This window comes from Agrobacterium sp. SORGH_AS_0440 (assembly GCF_031453135.1).
Classification (GTDB): domain Bacteria; phylum Pseudomonadota; class Alphaproteobacteria; order Rhizobiales; family Rhizobiaceae; genus Agrobacterium; species Agrobacterium pusense.
Genome location: NZ_JAVIYR010000001.1, coordinates 903148 through 923686 on the forward strand (window position 1 = coordinate 903148; position 20539 = coordinate 923686).

Sequence of the window (20539 nt, forward strand, 5' to 3'; positions counted from 1 at the left end):
CGTGAAAATCTTGATTGTTGAAGACGAGGCTTTGCTGGCTATGGAGCTTGAGAGCGAGGTCGAAGAGGCCGGGCACGAGATCGTCGGCGTCGCCGCCGAAAGCAAGCAGGCTCTATCCTTGATCGAAAAGTCCTCGCCACAGTTCGCCTTTGTGGATATTCAGTTGCTGGACGGTCCCACGGGTATCGACGTCGGCCGTCATCTTGCGTCCCGTTCGATTCCCTATGTCTTCGTTTCCGGAAATCTGAAGCGGATTCCTGAGGATTTTGCGGGCGCCCTTGGTGCGATCGAAAAACCTTACACCATGAACGGACTGCAAAATGCGCTGGAATTCATCGACACCATTGTGAACGGTGAGCACCAGTCCGTCACCGCGCCTCCAAGCCTCGTTTTGTCACCCCGTTTGCTCGCCGCTCTGTCGGCGTGAAACGCATCCGTGATTAGGGATTGACCTTGAACTCACCATCTGAACGCATTGAAGCCGTTCGCAATTCTGGTTTGCTTGATGTTCAGGGCCAATCCGAATTCCAGGATATTATCGAGGTTGTCAAAGCCGGGCTGAAATCTCCGGTGGCACTGATTTCCATTCTTGATGAGCACCGGCAGGTCTTCATCGCCCATCTCGGCCTTCCGGAAAAATGGGCCGAGGCGGCAGAAACGCCGCTGACGCATTCCTTCTGCCAGCACGTGGTTCGCGACAAGATACCCCTCATTATCGGGGATGCGACGCTCCACGACCTCGTCAGGGACAATCTGGCCATCACCGATCTCGGCGTGATTTCATACATGGGTGTTCCGGTCACCATGCCGGATGGCCTGGTAATCGGTGCGCTCGCGGCAATCGACGGAGAGCCGCGAAACTGGACCGAAAGCGAGCTGGAGTTGCTGAGCCGGATCGGGCGCGTCGTCTCCAATCAGATTGCGACCTTCCTCTCCGAGCGTCGATGGGGAACACTCTTTCAACAGCTGGAAGAAGGCATCGTCGTCGGCTCCGTGATCCGCGATCTTGAAGGATCGATCATCGACTGGCGGTTTGATACAATCAACCCGGCCTGGAGTGTTCTCCTTGGCTTGCCCGGAGATGGTGTCCCGGGCCGAACAATGCGGGATGTCTTCCCCGACTTCGAGGAAGAATGGATTTCCGATGTCGCCGAAGCGATGGAGACCAGGCAAAGCAAGCGTTTCACTCGCAAGATTCGCTCCCTGAATCGCTGGTTCGACGGCTATGTCCAGGCGACTGGCAACGATAAATTCGTCATCATCTTCGTTGACGTCACCGATCGGATGCGGGCGGTGGAGGCGCTACGCAACAGCGAGACGAAGCTGCGACTGATCGTCGAAGGCGCCAAGGATTACATCATCCTGACGCTTGATGAAAACCAACGCATCACCAGCTGGTTCGGCGGCGCGGAGGAGACTTTCGGCTGGTCGGAAGCGCAGATGCTCGGCAGACCGTTCGAAGAAATTTTTACACAGGAAGATCGGGCGGCGAATATTCCGCAGTTTGAGATCGAAACGGCGGGCCGCGACGGTGTTGCACTTGATCGCCGATGGCATCTTGCCGCCGATGGGACGCGGGTGTTTCTTGACGGCACCATACGCCCGATGCCCAATCACTCCTCATCCCATCTTTCCGGCTTCATCAAGGTTGCGAGAAACGCGACAGCCCAAAAGCTGTCGGAAGACCGGCAGCTCGCTTTTCTGGAGCTGGGCGAAAAGATCCGCGAACTCGACTCGGTCGCCGAGGTCGCTTTCGCAGCAGCGGAAATCATGGCTCGAAACCTGCAAGGGGCAACGCGAGCCGGTTATGGCATCGTCGATCCGATCGCCGAGACCGTGGAGATGCTGCCGGACTGGCGCGCGCCCGGGATGTTCACCGTTGCCGGCCAGCATCAATTTCGCGATTACGGTTCCTATATTGAAGACCTGAAGCGTGGCGAACTGGTCATCATAGCTGACGTTGCGGCCGATCCAAGAACCTCGGCGTCAGCGGAGCTTTTGAACTCGCTGGGCATCTCCGTCCTCGTCAACGTCCCTATTCTTGAGCGGGGCGCTTTCGTCGGCGTCATGTTTGTGCATTACGAAAAGCCGCACGAATTTTCTTCAGAAGAACGGGATTTCGTGCGGACGATTGCCGATCGCACCCGCGAAGCAATATCGCGGATACGTGCGGAACAGGAACAGCAGGTTCTCAACCATGAGATAAGCCATCGGCTGAAGAACACGATGGCGATGGTTCAGGCAATTGCGACCCAGACCCTTCGGCCCGTCACCGACAGAGCGCCCGTCGAAGCGTTTGTCAGCAGACTGCACGCACTTTCAAAAGCGCATGAAGTACTGCTCACTCACGACTGGTCATCGGCGCGTATGATGACCGTGATCGATACCGCACTTCGACAACTCTCTCTTCCGGATCGTTACCGTCTGTCAGGTTCCGACCTTGAAATCGGGCCGCGGACTGCGCTCAGCCTTGGCCTTCTCATGCACGAACTCGGCACCAATGCCCTGAAATATGGCGCCTGGTCGAGCGACGGTGGAAAGGTCATCGTGACCTGGAGGGTTGAGCCCGTCGGTGGCGATGGCATGGTTGTTGTGGAGTGGAACGAACAGGACGGCCCGCCGGTGGAACTGCCGTCGGCAAAAGGGTTTGGATCGAAGCTGATCCGCATGGGCCTTCTGGGAACCGGGGGCGTCGAGATCAATTACGATCCTGACGGACTGCGTGTGACCATGCAGGCGCTGGTTTCACAGCTTGAGCAGTGACATCGAGCCGAAGCCATAATGAGGGGCAACCATGATCGGCAAACCAGTTTTCGACCGACCGTCCATTGCTCCCGACTGCAACTGTCAGCACCAGGGCTCACCGGTGAAATACCTGCTAGTTTAGCGCTGAACCTGCAGTTAAGGATGTAGCCGAACAGCGCCAATTTGGCTCAGCAAGCACTTTCAGCGTGGCCTTCGCCCGGCGCATCGGCATTCCCTCCTCCTCAATACGCCCTCATGACAGCACGCAACGGCGAGGGGAAGGAGACAACCAATGGAATTCAGACAATGATGTTGGAGTATCGGCAATTTCTTGGCTGGCTGGCCTACTGAAAGAGCCGCCATCGAGGACGGCAGAGGTCGTCTGTCTAATTGGGAACCTGTTGGGCGAGTAGAGTTGTCCGGTAGCGCTGATCTGGCGTTTCTAGACCGGATTGGCACTTTCTCCTCGGACCTGAAAACGGCTGATAAGAATTGTCCTCAGGCTGGTAAGACCGATACCGGCTCATACACCAGGCAACATGGTCGTCGTTCAGCGAGGCAATTTGCGGTCGCTTCTCCGTCTCGACCAGATCTATCGGTGGGACGCAGCGCCTGCGTGGCCCGCCACTGAAGGGTTGGTAACTTTTATCGGCCTTCACATAAGACCGGTATTTGCGGGAGCACCATTCATCTGATTTGTGCTCCGCAACATCAATCTCAGTCGCTTTTCCAAGCGGTAGACCGCTATCTTCTATGGATGGCTTGCTTCGCGGGACATCATTGGAAGCGAGGAGCGCGTCATCAACGTCAGCCGGTAAACGCTCATAGGCTTGCTCATTTGGATCAACACGCTTGACCTGCGTGGTCCACAAGGGCTCCTCATTTACATCAAGAATGACAGGTGGCCGGGACTGCGACCTGAGATCGGACGCAATCCTCATTCCACCGCCAACAACGGGTAATGAGCAGAGAAACAGTAGGGAGCCGACGATAACGTTTTGCATGGCGCATCACTAAAAAGCATCGAAATATCGCCAGAGCAGCAGGACGGAAAATTTCGTGCCGCTCGGCACACGGGTAGCCGATCAAATTGTTGGTCGCGCCACCGCGACCAACGCTGAGTGGCCGGGAAAGCTGTCAGATCGTAAAAACGTAGATGATCTTACAGCCTGCAGGATCGATGAACGACGACGTGACATCTCGCCTCCATCGATCGCCCGGGTTACCGGCTTAGTTCATGATCCTGATGACCTTGCGGGTGCCGGGATCGACGATCGCGGTCTTTCCGTTAACGACGACGTAGCTGTAGGTGACATCCGGTGCATCAATCCTGTGCAGCTCCACCGTTTCCGGAAGGGCAGTGCCAACCACGACATCGACATTTGGCACATCCACTGAGGTGACCGTGTGCGCAGTCACGTATTTTTGGATCACAACTTCCTGTTCCGGGCTGATCACGACGGTCTGCGCGTGCAGAACGCTCGACGTGCCCATGACGATCATTGCAGCCGTCATTGCGAGGACTCGGGTTTTCATATCATTCCACCTTGGCAAGTGTTGCTTTTTGCCTGCGGTTGCAGGTGGGATTTCAAGCAAATTGCGCGGAAAGTGTTCCAGACAGGGCACAAAGTCCTATGCCCGGAACTGATGCAGATCGAAAAATATTGTTTGGCTGTAGAAATTCTGCCCGAAGGAGGAACACCCATGCAGATGAAACAGCTTTCTTTCCTGACGTTCGCAATACTGGTCGCCGGCGGAGCTCAGGCTCAGGAATCGACTGTAACCGGCGCCGCTGGCGGCGCGATTACCGGGGCAATCGTAGGCGGCCCGGTCGGCGCAGCCGTTGGTGGCGTCGTGGGCGCCGTCGCAGGCACAGCTATCGATCCGCCGCCCCCGCGCGTCGTTACCTATGTTCGGGAGGCTCCGATGCCGGCCGAGACAGTTGTCGTGAAGGAAAAGGTCGTTGTGGGCGAGCCGCTTCCTTCGACTGTGGTCATTCATCAGGTTCCGGACGAACCGAAATATTCTTATGCCATCGTCAACAAGCAGCGAGTAATCGTTGAACCGACCACGCGCAAAGTCGTGCAGGTTATCAACTGATGGCATTGCCTGCCGGGCTTTCTTCCCGGCAGGCCTTTTCCTAGGGGAATAAATTAGTATTTTCAGAAATAAAAATCTTCATGCCTTCAGGCTTCGCTTTCCGTCCTCGGGATCATAATTTACTGTTGTCTGAAGTTCGCTGGGCTGACCCTCGGCGGCAAAGTCACAGGCACGCGTGTCACTATGTCAGGTCGCACAATCACTCGTCTTTCATCGAAGACCTTGGGCTCATTGTCACTCGCCCAACAGTTTTTCCTCGCCGGCGGTCTTGTTACGTTGGGTGCGACGGTTTTGATTGGATTGCTGGTGACAGATCAGATTGTTGAGACTGTAACAAGGAATGCAGGCTCGACAACCGCGCTTTACGTCGACAGCATCATTGCACCTATCCTGCCGGATCTTACCCGCGCGACAAAACTCGACGATTCCATCGAACGAACGCTGGATGAAACTCTGGGAGAGGGTGCACTGGGCAGACGACTGGTTTCCTTCCGGCTGTGGACAAAAGACGGAACCATTATCTACTCGAACGACAAGCGGCTGATGAACATGGTCGTGCCGCCTGGCGAAAACAGGACAAAAGCGTTCGCCGGCGAGCTCGTCGCAAATTTCGAAGAGGCAGGAGACCCAGAGAGCGACGCGGAGCGAGCGCTCGGGGAACCCCTCCTGGAGATATATAATCCCGTGTTGCAGCCATGGTCCGGAGAGGTGGTTGCCGTCGCAGAGTTTTATGAGCGGGCAACGGATCTTGAAAAAAGCCTGGCGCGAGCGCGCTGGAAGAGCTGGATCGTCGTCATCGCGGTTGCCTCTGCATTTTTCGCCGTTCTTTCCACAATTGTGCTCAAGGGCAGCAGGATGATCCGGCATCAACTGCGTGAGATCGAGGACCTGGCGCGTCGCGTGCAGAAAGGATCGCAGCGCACGGTGGCCTTGAACGAGCGGCTGTTGCGCAAGATCGGTGCCGATCTGCACGATGGGCCTGCACAGCTCATCGCCTACGCAGCACTTCGGGTGGACAGCGAGAAGCTCGTCAGTGACCAGACAAGTCGGAATGAACGAGAATCCGAGACGACATCGATCAAGGCCAGTCTGGATGAAGCTATCCGGGATATCCGCAACATCTGCCGCGGCCTTGTTTTGCCGGATATAGAAAATCTGCCCATCGAAGACGTTGTTGGTCGGGCAGTTGAACATCATCAGTCCCGTGCTGGTACGCGAATAACGACCTCAATTGAGGATGTGAACGCGCAAGTCGGAGTTCCCGTTAAAATCTGCGTTTATCGGTTCGTCCAGGAGGGTCTGAACAACGGTTGGCGCCACGCAGCATCAACAAATCAATGCGTGTCACTCCGACAGGAAGGCACAGAGATCGTCGCTACTGTTTCAGACGGCGGCAGTGGTTTTTCGTTCGACGAGATTGGACCCGATTGCATCGGGTTGTCAGGCCTTAAAGAAAGAATTGAAAGTCTGGGAGGCCGTTTCGAAGTGCAGACATCGGCACGCGGAACGCACCTCACCATGAGACTGAACACCGTCGATGTGAGCGATCCATGACAGAAAATATAAAGGTCGTCATCGTTGATGATCACCCGATGTTTCGCTCGGGTGTATCGCAGAGCCTGAAAGAGTGTGGTTTCGACGTCTTGGGCGAAGGAGAAAACGCCGACGACGCACTAGCCCTTGCAACCAGATTAGCGCCGGACATCATCCTTCTGGATATCTCGATGCCCGGCAACGGCCTAGCGGCGATCAAATCCATATTGAGCCTGTCTCCGTCCATTCGAATTCTCATTCTCACAGCATCTGAGAGCGTGGATGATCTTCAGACAGCAATCCAGTCGGGCGCGGCGGGATACGCCTTGAAAGGTGTCGGCTCTCGTGAGCTGGTACAGATGCTGCGGACCATCGCAGACGGCGGGCGTTACATTCCACCCGAACTGGGCGCCAAGTTGCTGGCTGAAAGAAAGGCCGCATCGGAACTGGTCGAGCAGCGTCAGGATCTGAGCAGAAGAGAGCGGCAAGTCATGGACCTCATCGCCATCGGAATGAGCAACAAGCTTGTCGCCCGCAAACTGGGTCTCCACGAGAAAACGGTGAAGCATCACGTGACAAGGATTTTTGCCAAGTTAAAGGTCAGCAATCGCACGGAGGCGGCACTTCTTTGGAGAGATCGTATCTCTGCTCAGCGTGAGCCCTGAAACCTTAAACGATCCTTGACCGTCGCAAGCCGATCAACGATGACACGGCCCTTATTGTCGCGCATCGAATACCGGCCTTTTCGTAAAGTCTCGGTGATGCCATTGGCGTGACGCACTTCGAGAGCCTGGCCAGACTGCTGAACGCCAGCCCGGTTCTGACCGGAATTTCCGGCTGCTCCAGGATCTGGTGCTTTCCCGCTTCCGCTCTCGTTTCCGTTCCCTTTGCCACCTCCATTTCCATGTCCGCCATCATTGCTGCCGCCGTTGCCGTTGCCGCCACCGTTTGCGCTTCCGTTTCCGCCGCTGTTACCGCCATTTCCGTTTCCATTGCCGCCGCCGTTGTTTCCTCCGCCATTACCGCCGTCATTCCCGTTACCGTTGCCGCCGCCATTGCCTTGAGCGACAGCAACCCGAACACCAGCGGCCTGCAAGAATTGGACAGCGATCAACGCAACCACGGGCCGTCCGACCATGGGAAAGGTGAAGAGGTACTTAAGCATGTTTCTTCTTGTACGCACTCCGTTCTCCATATCTGCCGTCCTGCCGGAATGGACGCGAACCAATTATCTCTGCACAGGCTGCCAGAGTTTGGCTCGGTTGAGAACTGACCTGGGATAGTCTTGAACCCGCTTGTTCTGAAATAATCGCCGTCTGAAAGCGACTGACGTGGTGGTTGCACAAGAGCCGCGCGTAAAACAATGTGAAGAAACCCCGCACTTTCCCGCTGGTTCAGCGCGACCAAAAAAGCAACGTGGTCTCAAAAGTAAGCGTCAGCAGCTCCCGTCCGTATCGCTTTTCGGATGAGCATCGAGCTGCTTCTGGTGGCATCTCTTCAACATTTTGTCGATCAGGGCCCTGTCTCCGTTACAGTGATCCAGAATGTCGACTGCCTTCGAAATGCTCAGAGAGTATTTTTGTTGAAGTTGCTCAACGGTGTAAGGCTCAGGTCGTAAGCTCTGGTCCATCTTATCCTCTTTACGTTCTGCAATCAGATGCTGTGCGACCGATTGCGTATCCGAGACGCCGGGCGCGAAATGCGCCCATGATTGGCTTGTGTCGAGTTCTTCGGATCGTTCCCGGCTGGAGTTCCTCGAGCGACAACTTCCAAACAATCAACACTCATTATGCGGAGGGGTTCATCGATTGGGACTTAGTGCCCAAATTTGGGTGGGACTTATTCGACCGGAACGGAAGGAGGCCTTTTTCCTCAAAGCCGATCCTCGCACGGTGCGGGTGACATTCGCACCACCCCCAAACCCAAAGCTTCCAGATCGGCAGGAAGCCCGCGCGGCGGAGATATCGCTCCGCGGTAAGCGAGCCTGGCACCAGTGAGGTCTTGACCCATGCCGCAGGTCGAATGCCAAGCTCCGTCACTTTCCAGGCGCGCAAGCCGGCGGCAATTAGCAAACGGGGGATACGAAGTATTTGTACAGCTGGTAATTGCGGCGATCGCAACGGCGCCATGATTCGGGCTACTCTCGACAAAAATGGCCAGCACTTCTCGCATGTTGAGGATTGCATCGCGAGTGCCGCAGACCTGGATCTTGTCCTGAGGTCGGCAAAAACCTGCAAGGCTCGGCTCGACCGTTGACAGGTCGAGCTCGCAAGGACAATTGAGGCCTGATTACTCGAAGAGTAATCGGACGGAGGCAGATTGCTGGTCATCGGCCTCCGCCCGTCTTCCTGTGTCACATTTCGGGAAGAACAGCGATGTCGCGGACTTCGTTGTCCGTGCCGGTGATAGCGCCTACTTCGGTAGCGTTGCCGGTGTCGAGATTAACGGTGTAAAGCATTTTGTTTGCAGCGAGATAGGCAGTGTTCTTTCCGGCTTCCGTGCCCTGAATGTCAAAAGCATAGGTGGCTGGCTTGTCTTTGAAACCCAGCTTGCCAATTGCTTTCAAAGTGCCGTCATTCGGCTTGGTCTGCTGGATCAAGGCGCCAATCGTCGCATCGATATTGTACATTGCGGTCTTTTCAGGCTTGCCGATGGAGTTGGTATAGGCGGCTGCGACAATGTTCGGCGTCTCGCCCTTGTGCATGTCACCATCTTCGAAGGCCAGGACGCCGTCGACCGTCACTGCACCGGTGTCAGGATGGACACGGTGGTTGGTGGTGCCAGTCATGAAACGAAGACGATCAGCCACCGGATTGAAATCGACGACGATCGGAGCCTGTGTCACCGTCAGCGTCTTGTCCATTTTTGCGAGATCAGTGGCAGCACCGCTTTCAAGGTTGATGGTAACGATACGATGGTCCGCAGTAACACCGATCACTGTCTTGTTGGCGGGGCGGTAATCAATGCCGACGAGCTTATCGACGCCAGTTACTTCCATGGTCTTTGTAACGGCGGGCTTCGCGGTATCGAACATGACAAGTGTTTTGTCACTCGTCAGCCCGAGAACGGGTGCCGAAAAGGCTGTCGATGCCATGGCAGCAAAGGCGGCGGAGGCGGTCAGTGCGAAAAGGATGGTCTTCATGTCTTTCTCCCGTGCGTTCAACATTCGAGAAGGCGTCAGGCACTCGGCGCTTGACCCTTCACCATTGAAGACACCGCAAGGGAGGCGAATGGATGCAGGTCGTAAAAATAATTCTCAGGATGCATCCATTTGATCGCCGGATGGGTATAGTTCGTGAAAGCTGACGATTTTCACCGCTGGATCATGGAAGGATATTAATGGGTTCCGGGCCGGACGATCTGGATAAGGCGCTTGCTGCCTGCGCTAAGGGTGATCGTTCGGCATTACGCCGAATTTTCGATCAGGAGGCTGGGCGGTTGGTCGCCGTGGCGCAACGCATCGTTGGACGTCGCGAACTTGCCGAAGAGGTCGTGCAGGAAGCCTTTATCCGAATATGGACCCACGCTTATCAATACAGTGCGGACCGTGGCTCCGCGCGCGGATGGATTTATGCCATTGTTCGAAACAGAGCGCTCAATCTCCTGCGGGATGGCAAACTTGAACATTCGGTCGAAGAGGTAGACGCGCTTCAGGAAGCCGAACAGGCAGACGCGATCATGGGTGCGTGGCACCGTCTGGACACACAATCGCGCCTGCACGAATGCCTGGGATCGCTCGATGAGACAAAGCGGCACGGTATTCTGATGGCCTATGTTGGAGGCTATTCTCACGGCGAGATCGCCGGAAGGCTGCGCATTCCACTTGGCACAGCGAAATCCTGGATCAGGCGCGGGCTTCTGACGCTTCGGGAGTGCATGGGATGATCTACGACCGCAAGGATATACCGAACCTCGCTGACGAGTATGTGTTGGGCTTGACCGAAAGCACCGCCGCCGCGGAAATCGAGGACGCCATGGAACGAGATTCCGAACTCAAGGCCGCGATTGCTGCAAGCCGTGAGCGTTTCCTGCCCCTCGACACCGCTATCACACCGGCAACCGTCAACGAGAACCTGTGGCATCGCATTGAATCTGGGCTGACTTCGCAGCCTGCGACCCGCTACATGTCTGTTTCCACGCTCGCGAATGACAATAACAGCAAAGGCTGGAAGATCGCTGCGCTTTCGTCAATTGCCGCCGCATTGTTGCTTGCCATCGGTCTTGGATACAGCCTCATTCACAAGGCGGAGCCGCTTGTCGTCGCCGTTTTGATCAATGAGGCTGGAGATATTCAGGCGGTTGTCGAGGACTTTGGCGATGAACGGGCGATGATCCGTATACTGGCCGACTTTGCGGTGCCGAACGATAAGACGATAGAGGTTTGGACGCTTCCGTCTCGAGAAATTGGGCCTGTTTCGCTCGGATTGCTGAAAGGCGTTCGCTCGGCTCGCCTTGATGGACCCGCATTGCCCACCCCGCGTGACAACCAGCTATACGAGATCACGCTCGAACAAGCGGGAGGATCGCCGACAGGCAGACCGACCGGACCGATCTTGGCCAAAGGGCTGGCGAAATTTCCGCGATGAAATCCACCGTCTGAGCGTTGCTTCAGCGCCTCATCCGACAGGCGATTTTTGTCCCATCTGCTTGCTTTCCAAATTTCCAGGAACATTGGCTCTGGTCAGTGGTTCGTCGTGGCACCAACCTCATGAACTGACAGGACGGATTATGGCGGATGTATTTTGGCTGGTTGTTGTCGCTGGAGGCCCATTGCTGCTGGGCGCCGTGGTCGTTTATGTCCTGCTGCGTCAGCGCAGGTTATCCGCCAAGGAGCAACAAGAACAAGCTCGCAAGGTTCATAAGCTTTACGACGGAAAGTAACCGGAAGCGGAGACTGATATGAACTATAGAACCATATGGCCCTTGGTAGGAGCCGCGGCTGTGGCTCTCGCGATGATCGTGGCCGTCTACTTCGTCAGGACGACTCCGGATACAGCACCGTCAAATTCACCAGACAGGGGGCAGACGGAAGACCAAGCACCTGCGGGGCCTGCTGACAGGAATGCGCTGCCGGGCAGCCAGAACACACGCCCTGACCACAATAGTCATTGAGGGAGAGTTTAACATGAAGCCATTCCATGCCTGCTGCGCCGCTCTATGTCTTTCGATGTTAATGCCCGCTTTCTCGAACGCGCAATCACCCGCGGACTTCACTGCCGAGGCGGCTTCCTTCAATCAGTTTGAGGTGGAGGCAAGCAGGCTGGCGCTTAAAAGCGCGCAGGATGACGCGACGAAAATGTTCGCTAATGACATCATGCGCGACCATGAGAAAGCGCTCGTCGATCTCGGCGATGCTGCTAAAAAGGATGGTACCTCGGTCCCGACGGACCTGAGCGCCGAATATGCCGAGAAGATGAGAGCTTTAGAAACCGCTTCACAAAGTGAGTTCGACCAGGCTTACCTCTCGACGCAGGTTTCGGTCCTTGAAGATGCGAAGACGATGTTCGAAGCCTTCATCAAAACCGGAATTGCAGGCTCGCTACGTGCATACGCTGAAAATCAGCGTGGCACCGTACGAACCTATAATGTGCGTGTTCAGGGCCTGACAAATCCATGAAAGCGCCGGATTCACTCCAGCTCAACATTCGGAATTTCGATCACCATGACAATTCAGCGGCGAGCTGTATTGACCCAGCTTGTCCGCGCCCGGCCGGCAACCGTACTTACGTTAAACCGGCCGATCGATGAAGATATTCGATCTATTCCACCCTAGCCCACCGCGACGATCAATACGTAACTTTTCATCGGGTTAGTATATATAACTCTCTGACGAGGCGCAGGCGCGCGGGGCCGTTATGATGCGTCCCTTAACCCACGCCATCCTCCCAATAGGGCGGGTCCCCGAACGACGCTTTCAAGTGAGCCGCCAGTGCGCGCAGTTTTGCCGAAGGACGGCGACCCTCGGGGTGCGCAAGAAAGACGAATTCCGCATCCGGCCGAACGCCGACATCGACGATCTTGAGCTTCCCATCGCGAATGTCCGGTCCTGCGATGAAGAGCGGAAGGAGTGCAATACCGAGACCGGCGATTGCCGCATCTCGCAGCATGTCGCCGTTGTTCACTCTGAATCCAATGCGTGCACGAACGATTTCAATGCCTCCAGGCGTAAGGAAACGCCAATCCGCAACACCCCGGTTCGTGTAGAACAAACCCTCATGGGCAGCGAGTTCGGTAGTTGTTGCAGGCATCCCGTTGACCGACAGATAGGCCTCGGAGGCCACCAGGACACGGCGGCTTGGCGCCAAACGCCAGACCATCAGTCTCGAATCGTCAATCGCCCCATGGCGCACGACGCCATCGTAAACGTCTGATGCAATATCGACTCGCCGATCGTCGAGTTCGAGCGACATCTCAATTTCGGGATTGGCAGCCAGGAACGGATACAGAGCCGGTCCCAGGTGCATCCGCCCGAAGGTAACAGGCGCAGCAATGCGGATTGGACCGCCCAGCGTTCCACGCCGCTCGGACAAATCCGCCGCTGCCTCAGAGACCTCTCGCAGGATGCGCTTGGCGCGTTCGAGAAAGGCAGCGCCATCTTCCGTCACCGAAACGCGACGTGTCGTACGGTGGAGTAAAGTAGCGCCGAGGCTGCGTTCCAATTCCGCCAGACGTTCGCTCACGACCGATTTTGACAGCCTGAGCGTGCGTGCCGCCCCGCTGATCGAGCCCTCTTCGGCGACAGCCACGAAACTCGAAATGCCATCCAGCTTCATTGTTCGGCCTTTCCGAAAGGTACGTCCGCCATTGGCACAGTAGTACGAACAGCATGCTTGCGCCACATTCGCACTTACGAAAACCCACACAACGAGAAGGAATTCGGATTATGGGTAGGCTCAAAAGCAAGCGGGCGCTCATCACCGGTGGCACCAGCGGCATCGGACTTGAGACAGCACGTCAATTCATCAGTGAGGGTGCGCGGGTAGCAGTCACGGGAACCAATCCCGAGACGCTGGAAGCTGCACGGCGGGAGCTTGGTCCCAGTGTACTGGTCATCAAGGCAGACGCTGCCGACGTGAAGGGCCAGAAGGTCGTCGCTGAAACGATCAGGGAGGCATTCGGGAGCCTGGACATCGTCTTCATCAATGCAGGCGTCGCCCTTCTCAAGCCTTTGGAAGCATGGGACGAAGAAGGCTTTGACAGGGTCTTCGACATCAATGTGAAAGGCCCGTATTTTTTGCTGCAGGCACTGCTGCCGATACTGGCCAACCCGGCTTCGATCGTACTGAACACCTCGGTCAATGCCCACATCGGCATGCCTAACTCGAGTGTCTACGCCGCCTCGAAAGCGGCACTACAGTCATTCATCCGCACGTTGTCCGGCGAACTGATCACACGCGGTATCCGGCTGAATGCGGTGAGCCCAGGTCCCATTTCTACACCGCTCTATGGCAAGCTGGGTTTCACCGAGACTGACCTGAGGAATGTCGCTGAGAGCATTCAAAATCTGGTCCCGGCCGGCCGCTTTGGCGAACCGTCCGAGATTGCAAAGGCGGTAGTGTTCCTGGCATCGGACGAAGCCGCCTACACGGTCGGCAGCGAGATCATGATCGACGGTGGCATGGGCACATTGTGACACTCCCCAAGCAACGGAATCCGGTGACAGCAGCGCGCCGGGCTCCGACGGTTGTCGGATGTCAAGGCGCGCATCGCTGGTGACGTCTGCTTTCGGTCAGCGGCCAAGCTGGTTTCTGTGGCCAGCATGAAGGCGCAAAACGGTTGCAACTGGCGGTCGGCATACCACGCAAGAAAATGCCGTTTCGGCGTCCTCGATCTTGAAGAGATGATCCGGTGACGTGCCAAATTGCACTTCGTGGATACAGGTCGCTTCGGCTCGAAAAGCGAAGTCCTGTCTCCTCGGCTTTTGTTATGAGCGCCGCCGTTTCTTTAATTACATTTAAACGATAACTAATTTACCATACAGCCGACAGAGCAAAATCAGGTCGCCATGACGGCATGCACCTTCTGTAATTCTTCATATCCATGCCGAATCCCCTGCAGCAGAGTTCTTTTTTCATTCGACCAGTTCCCGGTCGCAATGCTCCCTGCTTCGTGTTCGCGATTTCAAAACAGAACCGCGAGGAAATATGTCGTTTCTTAAAAATGCGAGCATTCGCACGAAAATTCTATCCCTGATCATACCTCTGTGCGTGGTGGGCCTGTGTGCCACGGCGTTTATCGCAACCCGATACAAAGCAGCAGATACGAGCTACTCCGATTTCATTTCCAATGATGCTGGCGCCAGTGTCGAGATGTCGCGCGTAAACCGAAATGTCGTCGCAACTGCTTACGCCGCCTATCAAATCCTGACCTACCGCCAAGACGATCCGGCCATGAAAACAGCCATCGACTTTTACAGCGATAGCAAAGGCAAGCTTCTTGAGCGTCTCCAGCACACGAAAGAACTTCTCCCACGTGAGAGCGCTGCGATAGACAAAATCATTGAGAGAACGAAAGAAGTCATCGTCTTGACTGACCAGGCCGTTCAACTGGGTAAAGCTGATCAGGACGAACCGGCAAGGGCGACCCTGGCAAAAGCGGACTCTTTGATTCTTCCCCTGACGACCGACAACGCAGCGTTTCTGGACCAGGTCTTGAAATCCGTGGCTGCGAGAAGTGACGAACTGACCGACCAAACAAACTCCACCATCTTTACCTCGCTGATGGTTGTCGGCATCACATTCACACTCGGCATCATCGCGTCACTCGTTGTTGCCGCCAAGGGGATCACAACGCCTATCGCCTCTTTGCGCGAGCGCATGATCACTCTGGCGCAGGGGGAGACCACTGCACTCGTCGATGGTCAGGATCGCAAGGACGAAGTAGGTCAGATGGCAAAGGCGGTCTCCATTTTTCGCGACAATGCTCTTGAGAAAATCCGTCTGGAAAAAGAAGCTGATGCCAATCGCAGCCTTTCCGAACAGGAACGATTGGAACGCGAGGCCCAAAAGGCGAAGGACGCTGCCGACACCCAATTTGCCGTTGACCAACTGGCCAAGGGGCTCGACCGTCTCGCCGATGGTGATATCGCGTATCGCATCGAGACACCGTTTGTTGCCCATCTCGATACTCTGCGGAACAACTTCAATGGCTCGGTCGCGAATCTGAATGACGCGTTGCGCGCCGTCGGCGAGAACGCTCGCGGCATCGATGCCGGTGCCAACGAAATTCGCTCTGCCGCCGACGACCTGTCCAAGCGCACTGAGCAGCAGGCTGCCTCAGTCGAAGAAACAGCCGCCGCTCTGGAGGAAATCACCACGACCGTGAAGGACAGCAGCAACCGTGCCGAAGAAGTCGGCCATCTGGTCGCGAGGGCCCGTGATGGTGCGGAAAAGTCCGGAGCAGTCGTACGTCAGGCCGTTACCGCCATGAACGAAATCGAACGTTCATCCGGTGAAATTACCAACATCATCAGCGTTATTGATGAAATTGCCTTCCAGACCAATCTTCTGGCTTTGAATGCAGGCGTTGAGGCCGCCCGCGCCGGCGAGGCCGGCAAGGGCTTTGCGGTCGTCGCACAGGAAGTTCGCGAACTTGCCCAGCGGTCTGCAAAGGCTGCGAAAGAGATCAAGGCATTGATCACGACATCCGGTGAACACGTTCGCTCCGGCGTGACACTGGTGGGTGAAACCGGCAGGGCACTCGAAGTGATCGTCACGGAAGTGCAAGAGATTAACCGTCATATCGCCGCGATTGTCGAATCCTCGCGCGAACAGTCGGTTGGCCTTCAGGAAATCAACACGGCCGTCAACACCATGGACCAGGGCACACAGCAGAATGCCGCCATGGTCGAACAGTCGACAGCCGCAAGCCACAGCCTCGCCAAGGAGGCGGCATCCCTCAACCAGCTGCTATCGCGTTTCAATCTAGCCGATGGCGCAAGCACAAGTCGTTCGTCTGTAGCCCCTGCGGCTGTTCGCTCGGCATCGCCAGCTTCACGACCTGCAGCATCACCGGCTAGAGCCCTTGGCCGCAAGATTGCGAACGCGTTCGGGGGTGGTTCGGCTGCCGCGGTTGCGCAAGACAGCTGGGAGGAGTTCTAAAAATCTACGGCCGCGGCGCGACAGACCAACCGCCCGGCCGTTGATCATCATCACGAGTGCCTTGGATCGGAAACTTCGCTTGCAGATTAAAAGCGGGTTTTCGGTCGAAGGAGCGATGCAAGTCGTGGGAGTTCCCTCGGCTTCCACTTTCAAGACTTGGATTTTGCCTCGGCTGCGACGAAATCATTAAGCTGTATCACGTTACCGCTGATCGCAGCGCCAGACGAACCTCTATAGACAGAGTATCCGTTTCGACTACGTTTTTTGGTCTCGTATAATGCACGGTCCGCCTGGTCGAGAAGTGCCTCAGGATCGATTTTATCCAGGGTCGTGCAGCAGGCAATGCCAATGCTTGTCTTTATCACCAAGGGACAGTCATTCCATATCATCGGTGTTGCCGTGAGCGCCTTGATCATCGTCCTCGCCCTGGCGGCGGCATCGACGGGTAACACGCCGGGTAGAAGCAGACAAAACTCGTCCCCGCCAAGCCGAGCAAAAACATCGTTGGCAGATAATTTCTCGGAAACAACGGCAGCGGCATGCCGGAGCGCAGCATCCCCGGCAGCATGCCCATACTTGTCATTGATCGCCTTAAAGCGGTCGAGATCGAAAAGCATGACGCTAAAAACACGTTTGGTATCGGACGGACCACACATATCTGCAAGCTTGTTCATCAGCATTCGACGATTGGCGAGACCCGTCAGTTCGTCTTCATTGGCGAGGCGTTCGACTTCACCTCGAAGCCGATCGACAGCCGACAACAGGAACCCGAAATTCCAGACCACTGCGGCAAAAAGGAATGCCAAGAGATCAACAGCGGCTGCCGCTTTGAGGTCCAGTTCTGGCGTTAGGCGGGTGACAATCAAGATGTTGCCGCAAGCAATTACCGCATGCGAGGAAACGGCCACGATCATAGCACCGCTGCTGACAATTGCGCCGAGTTCGCCGCCATGGTGTCGCAAGAGAAAGACTGCGGTGATTGCTAGCGGCAACAACTGCGCCAACGTGTAAACAGGATTGCGCGCGTACCAGGGATAAAAAGTTGCCAGCATCAGCACTACGCTGATCACGAAAAGACAAGCGACAGAAAGCAACTTTAATCGAGCGCCGTGGAAACAGCGGGCGCCCACGCAGTTCAGATAAAATCCCAGAACTATGAAACTGTTACCGAGTACAGTCTGGACGAGCAGACCATCATTTCCCTGGAGGGCCAGAATAGCTCCTCCGAGCACACTGGCAACGCTGCCTGAGAACCAATAACGTGCCGCTTTCAGCTCGCCGTAGCGATAGACCACCAGACCCCAAATAAGGCATTGAGAAAGACCGAGCAGCAAGACAACGAGAAAGAGCGTATAAAAATCGGGCATTTGATGTCCCATCTCAGAAGTCGTGACCAGTACGGCGAAACCCGTGAACGGCGGGTAAAAAACTTGGCGGGCCTTTAATCCATCGCCAAAATCATCTGTTCTGACCACAGCAATTGGATGGAATCTGGTGCACGCAGAGGCCGGGTTAACTTCACTAACAGCATTGAACAAAAAACGAACCGGTCTTCCAAAAAGCCGCCCCATCACCGCGCTTTAATTCGACCCGAACTTTCAATTACTACGGTTAGACCATGTTCGTTATATTGGCCGTTAAGGAGATACAGAGGACCTGATAGAGGCGTCTGGCCTCTAGGCCGCCCGTCGCGGTCTGCGCTGCCAGCGCCCTCAATCCCTTCCAGCAGCGAAACATCATGATACAGTGCGCCTCCGATGCTCCCGTGGAGGCGCATTGAAAATCGGCGTGCGGCAGGATTGAAGGTGCAGATTTATGACTACGATCGTCGTTTCTTATTTTGATGGCGCTGAAGTTGAACTGGACGAAGAGCCTGATCCTGACGCTCCGGGGTCCGCTGCTGCTCTGGCCTCGTTTCTTGCGCTGACGGAGGCGGACAGGCTCTTGGACACGCGGCACGTTTTTGCCTTCTACAAGGACTATTACGAAGAGGCCGGGAAACCAGAATGGCTGGACGCGGAAATGGGCGTTCCACAATCACCCGCCGATATATGGGATCATGTCACTCCCGGACCTGTTACCGTCAAGAAAGGGCGAAAGGAGGATGAAAACTGGTACGTCGTGATGCAGGCTGAGTGCGGCTGGGATGTCGAACGCGGACTCATGATGGTTTGGCGAAACGGTGCGACGCTTACGAAAGTCGGCGGATATAATGGTCACCTGACCAATGTGAATGCCTACGCAGATCCCGCTTTGGAGGCTGTCGTCTACAAGGCGCGAAACCCGGAATACACAACTAGGATTGCCGAGTGAGTATCCGAGACTTGCTTACGGGCGTGTGAACCTACCAGGAAAAACGCTCACCACACGTTGTTTGAGAAAGCCATGAAAGGCGAGACGACCTGGGCTATACATCGGAAGTCCCCACCTCCTCGCCGCCATGGCGCACACTCGCAGCAGAAACAAGATGCTAAACGACGTGTCGAAACCGTGCAGAACAATCGGTCGCACAATGCCGCCCCTCTCCAGTCGTTGTGATCTCGTCCGTAATCACATCAGCATTCCGAAGGTTTTGCTCTTCGAGCTCGGTGAGGATGCAAAATACTCTGTGCAATCTGGAAGGAGACGAACTGTTCGGCGTCCGAGATTCTAGCCAGACCCACTTCAACGCCGACACATGAAGACCGGAGATGCCTGCATGACGGAGGCGTCCGCAATACGGAGGCCGCCGATCCCGTAGACTTTCAGCTTGTTATCGACAACAGACATGCTGTCACGACCCATCTTTGCAGTACAGGACTGATGCCAGTAGGTGACGGCAGAGCGCTGAATAAAATTGATCATGCCCGATCGGTCGCGCGCGCCCGGAGCAGTTTCGCCTTTCACCGGAGGTGCGAAACTGTCACTATTCCCGAGCATGCGGCACAATTCCCCGGCGGCCAAGGCGGCAGCCATGTCTTCCGGCTCACTGAGTGAATTCGATTCGATCAGGATCGGATCAGTTGCGTCGGAGCCGGAGAGTAGCAACCGGCCCCGACTCTTCGGATGGGCAAGTCCGTTGAACATCGTCCAGCCATATTCCGGTGTTTCCAGACCTGTTTCGACCAGGGAATTTGGCTGTTGCGATGACGCCTTGCCTGGCATTACTTCTTCGCGGAGACGGCCTTGGCGGCCTGATCAATGGTATCGGCCACGACCTCCGGCTGGGTCATGAACAGTGCGTGACTTGCCGAGACCTTTGTGATTTTTGCCTTGATGCGCTCGGCCATATGGATCAGCATTGCCTGATCGAACGCCTTGTCTTCGGTTGCGATAACAGCCCAGCTGGGCTTCATACGCCAGGCAGCATGTTCAAGCTTCGTGCTGAACGCCGACATATTGATCGGGACCTGGGCATCTTTCATGAACGCAACATCGGCGTCGCTGACGTCATGGGCAAACCCAGCCTTGAACTTGTCCGGGCTGACATAGCCAAATCCATCCTTCGTGGTTTCGATGACGAACTCCGATGCAGGAGCAAAACCGTCGTATTGCTGAGCCGTCGTTTCGCCGACATCCGGAGAAAGTGCGGAGACGTAGACGAGGCCGGCAACCTTTTGATCGATACCGGCTTCCGTGATGACAGTGCCGCCCCAGGAATGTCCGACAAGAATGACCGGACCATCCTGACGCTCAAGCGCGCGGGCAGTCGCGGCAACGTCATCAGCGAGAGACGTCAGTGGATTCTGGACGATGGTCACGCGGTAACCACGCTTGGTCAGATTATCGTAAACCCCTTTCCAGCCGGAGCCGTCCGCGAAGGCTCCATGAACGAGGACAACGTTTCTGACGGACTGCTCCCTGGGGATGGTATCGGCTGCGTTTGCCGGCAATGCGGCAGTTAATGTGGCTACGGCTGCAATTGCTGCGACGGTGGGCGGGATCTTGCGTGTCATGACTTTCTCCTCTTTCTATTCGCGATAACATTTATTGCGATACATTCAAACTCGCAGATTTTGAGCTGTGCGTCAACATAATTATTATCGCGATATTGTTTTTCGTGCTTTCGTTCGTTACATTTG

At 55.8% G+C, this 20539-nt stretch carries 20 protein-coding genes and 1 pseudogene; 12 read left to right on the forward strand and 9 right to left on the reverse strand.

The features are described from left to right. The first annotated feature begins 1 nt into the window (after position 1). The gene (locus tag QE453_RS04175; protein ID WP_004446066.1) at positions 2-427 is read left to right on the forward strand and encodes a response regulator; all 426 of its coding nucleotides are present in this window, start codon (positions 2-4) and stop codon (positions 425-427) included. Between the two features lie 26 nt (positions 428-453). Continuing rightward, complete coding sequence (locus QE453_RS04180; RefSeq protein WP_244405593.1) at positions 454-2763, forward strand: GAF domain-containing protein; 2310 nt, start codon at positions 454-456, stop codon at positions 2761-2763. A 368-nt stretch (positions 2764-3131) separates the two neighbouring features. Here the strand turns inward: QE453_RS04180 and QE453_RS25225 are convergent, their stop codons facing one another. After that, positions 3132-3749: a BA14K family protein gene (locus QE453_RS25225; protein ID WP_112416108.1), complete on the reverse strand. Its 618-nt coding sequence runs from the start codon at positions 3747-3749 to the stop codon at positions 3132-3134. Between the two features lie 226 nt (positions 3750-3975). Continuing rightward, positions 3976-4281, reverse strand: a complete 306-nt coding sequence (locus tag QE453_RS04185; protein WP_034497513.1) for a DUF1236 domain-containing protein — start codon at positions 4279-4281, stop codon at positions 3976-3978. 168 nt (positions 4282-4449) lie between these two features. On the opposite strand from QE453_RS04185, the gene QE453_RS04190 reads away from it, so the two are divergent. From QE453_RS04190 to QE453_RS04200, 3 genes are all read left to right on the forward strand, one after another. After that, positions 4450-4845: a DUF1236 domain-containing protein gene (locus QE453_RS04190; protein ID WP_004446075.1), complete on the forward strand. Its 396-nt coding sequence runs from the start codon at positions 4450-4452 to the stop codon at positions 4843-4845. 183 nt (positions 4846-5028) lie between these two features. Next, on the forward strand, positions 5029-6399 hold the full coding sequence (locus QE453_RS04195) for a sensor histidine kinase (RefSeq protein WP_309776450.1): 1371 nt from the start codon (positions 5029-5031) through the stop codon (positions 6397-6399). Further along, positions 6396-7043 (forward strand): response regulator transcription factor, encoded by a 648-nt coding sequence (locus QE453_RS04200; protein WP_244405589.1) that lies wholly within the window; start codon positions 6396-6398, stop codon positions 7041-7043. Before QE453_RS04195 ends, QE453_RS04200 begins: the two co-directional genes overlap by 4 nt. On the opposite strand, the gene QE453_RS04205 is transcribed toward QE453_RS04200, so the two are convergent. The 3 genes from QE453_RS04205 to QE453_RS04215 all read right to left on the reverse strand — a co-directional run bounded on the left by QE453_RS04205 (position 7028) and on the right by QE453_RS04215 (position 9520). Then, positions 7028-7573 carry a hypothetical protein gene (locus QE453_RS04205; protein WP_309776451.1) on the reverse strand — a complete coding sequence of 182 codons (546 nt, stop codon included), beginning with the start codon at positions 7571-7573 and terminating at the stop codon, positions 7028-7030. The two genes, QE453_RS04200 and QE453_RS04205, sit on opposite strands and share 16 nt — an antisense overlap. A 677-nt stretch (positions 7574-8250) precedes the next feature. Then, entirely contained in the window at positions 8251-8637 is a 387-nt protein-coding gene (locus tag QE453_RS04210) for an aconitase family protein (RefSeq protein WP_353505554.1), read from the reverse strand. A gap of 94 nt (positions 8638-8731) precedes the next feature. Beyond that, positions 8732-9520 carry a DUF4394 domain-containing protein gene (locus tag QE453_RS04215; protein ID WP_022563210.1) on the reverse strand — a complete coding sequence of 263 codons (789 nt, stop codon included), beginning with the start codon at positions 9518-9520 and terminating at the stop codon, positions 8732-8734. Positions 9521-9717: 197 nt separating this feature from the next. Between QE453_RS04215 and QE453_RS04220 the strand changes: the two genes are divergently transcribed. The 4 genes from QE453_RS04220 to QE453_RS04235 all read left to right on the forward strand — a co-directional run bounded on the left by QE453_RS04220 (position 9718) and on the right by QE453_RS04235 (position 11995). Next, entirely contained in the window at positions 9718-10263 is a 546-nt protein-coding gene (locus QE453_RS04220; protein WP_309776453.1) for a sigma-70 family RNA polymerase sigma factor, read from the forward strand. Beyond that, a complete protein-coding gene (locus QE453_RS04225; protein WP_309776454.1) occupies positions 10260-10964 on the forward strand; it encodes an anti-sigma factor domain-containing protein in 705 nt (234 codons plus the stop codon). The genes QE453_RS04220 and QE453_RS04225 overlap by 4 nt, the downstream gene beginning before the upstream one ends. Positions 10965-11106: 142 nt before the next feature. Beyond that, on the forward strand, positions 11107-11259 hold the full coding sequence (locus QE453_RS04230; protein WP_004446089.1) for a hypothetical protein: 153 nt from the start codon (positions 11107-11109) through the stop codon (positions 11257-11259). 244 nt (positions 11260-11503) lie between these two features. Next, positions 11504-11995, forward strand: coding sequence for a DUF4142 domain-containing protein (locus tag QE453_RS04235; protein WP_006700557.1), 492 nt, complete (start codon positions 11504-11506; stop codon positions 11993-11995). 250 nt (positions 11996-12245) lie between these two features. On the opposite strand, the gene QE453_RS04240 is transcribed toward QE453_RS04235, so the two are convergent. After that, the gene (locus QE453_RS04240) at positions 12246-13151 is read right to left on the reverse strand and encodes a LysR substrate-binding domain-containing protein (RefSeq protein ID WP_309776455.1); all 906 of its coding nucleotides are present in this window, start codon (positions 13149-13151) and stop codon (positions 12246-12248) included. A 110-nt stretch (positions 13152-13261) separates the two neighbouring features. On the opposite strand from QE453_RS04240, the gene QE453_RS04245 reads away from it, so the two are divergent. After that, positions 13262-14011 carry an SDR family oxidoreductase gene (locus tag QE453_RS04245; protein ID WP_309776456.1) on the forward strand — a complete coding sequence of 250 codons (750 nt, stop codon included), beginning with the start codon at positions 13262-13264 and terminating at the stop codon, positions 14009-14011. Positions 14012-14522: 511 nt separating this feature from the next. Then, positions 14523-16478 (forward strand): methyl-accepting chemotaxis protein, encoded by a 1956-nt coding sequence (locus QE453_RS04250; protein ID WP_060942244.1) that lies wholly within the window; start codon positions 14523-14525, stop codon positions 16476-16478. A 149-nt stretch (positions 16479-16627) separates the two neighbouring features. Here the strand turns inward: QE453_RS04250 and QE453_RS04255 are convergent, their stop codons facing one another. Next, positions 16628-18016 (reverse strand): GGDEF domain-containing protein, encoded by a 1389-nt coding sequence (locus QE453_RS04255; protein WP_309776457.1) that lies wholly within the window; start codon positions 18014-18016, stop codon positions 16628-16630. A 277-nt stretch (positions 18017-18293) separates the two neighbouring features. Between QE453_RS04255 and QE453_RS04260 the strand changes: the two genes are divergently transcribed. Beyond that, positions 18294-18791: a DUF6985 domain-containing protein gene (locus QE453_RS04260; protein WP_244405583.1), complete on the forward strand. Its 498-nt coding sequence runs from the start codon at positions 18294-18296 to the stop codon at positions 18789-18791. A gap of 351 nt (positions 18792-19142) precedes the next feature. Here the strand turns inward: QE453_RS04260 and QE453_RS04265 are convergent. Together QE453_RS04265 and QE453_RS04270 are read right to left on the reverse strand one after the other, a co-directional pair. Continuing rightward, positions 19143-19589: pseudogene (locus QE453_RS04265) on the reverse strand (GMC oxidoreductase); the annotation flags it as partial. Positions 19590-19621: 32 nt separating this feature from the next. Beyond that, positions 19622-20413, reverse strand: coding sequence for an alpha/beta fold hydrolase (locus QE453_RS04270; RefSeq protein ID WP_035210392.1), 792 nt, complete (start codon positions 20411-20413; stop codon positions 19622-19624). Between the last annotated feature and the right edge of the window lie 126 nt (positions 20414-20539).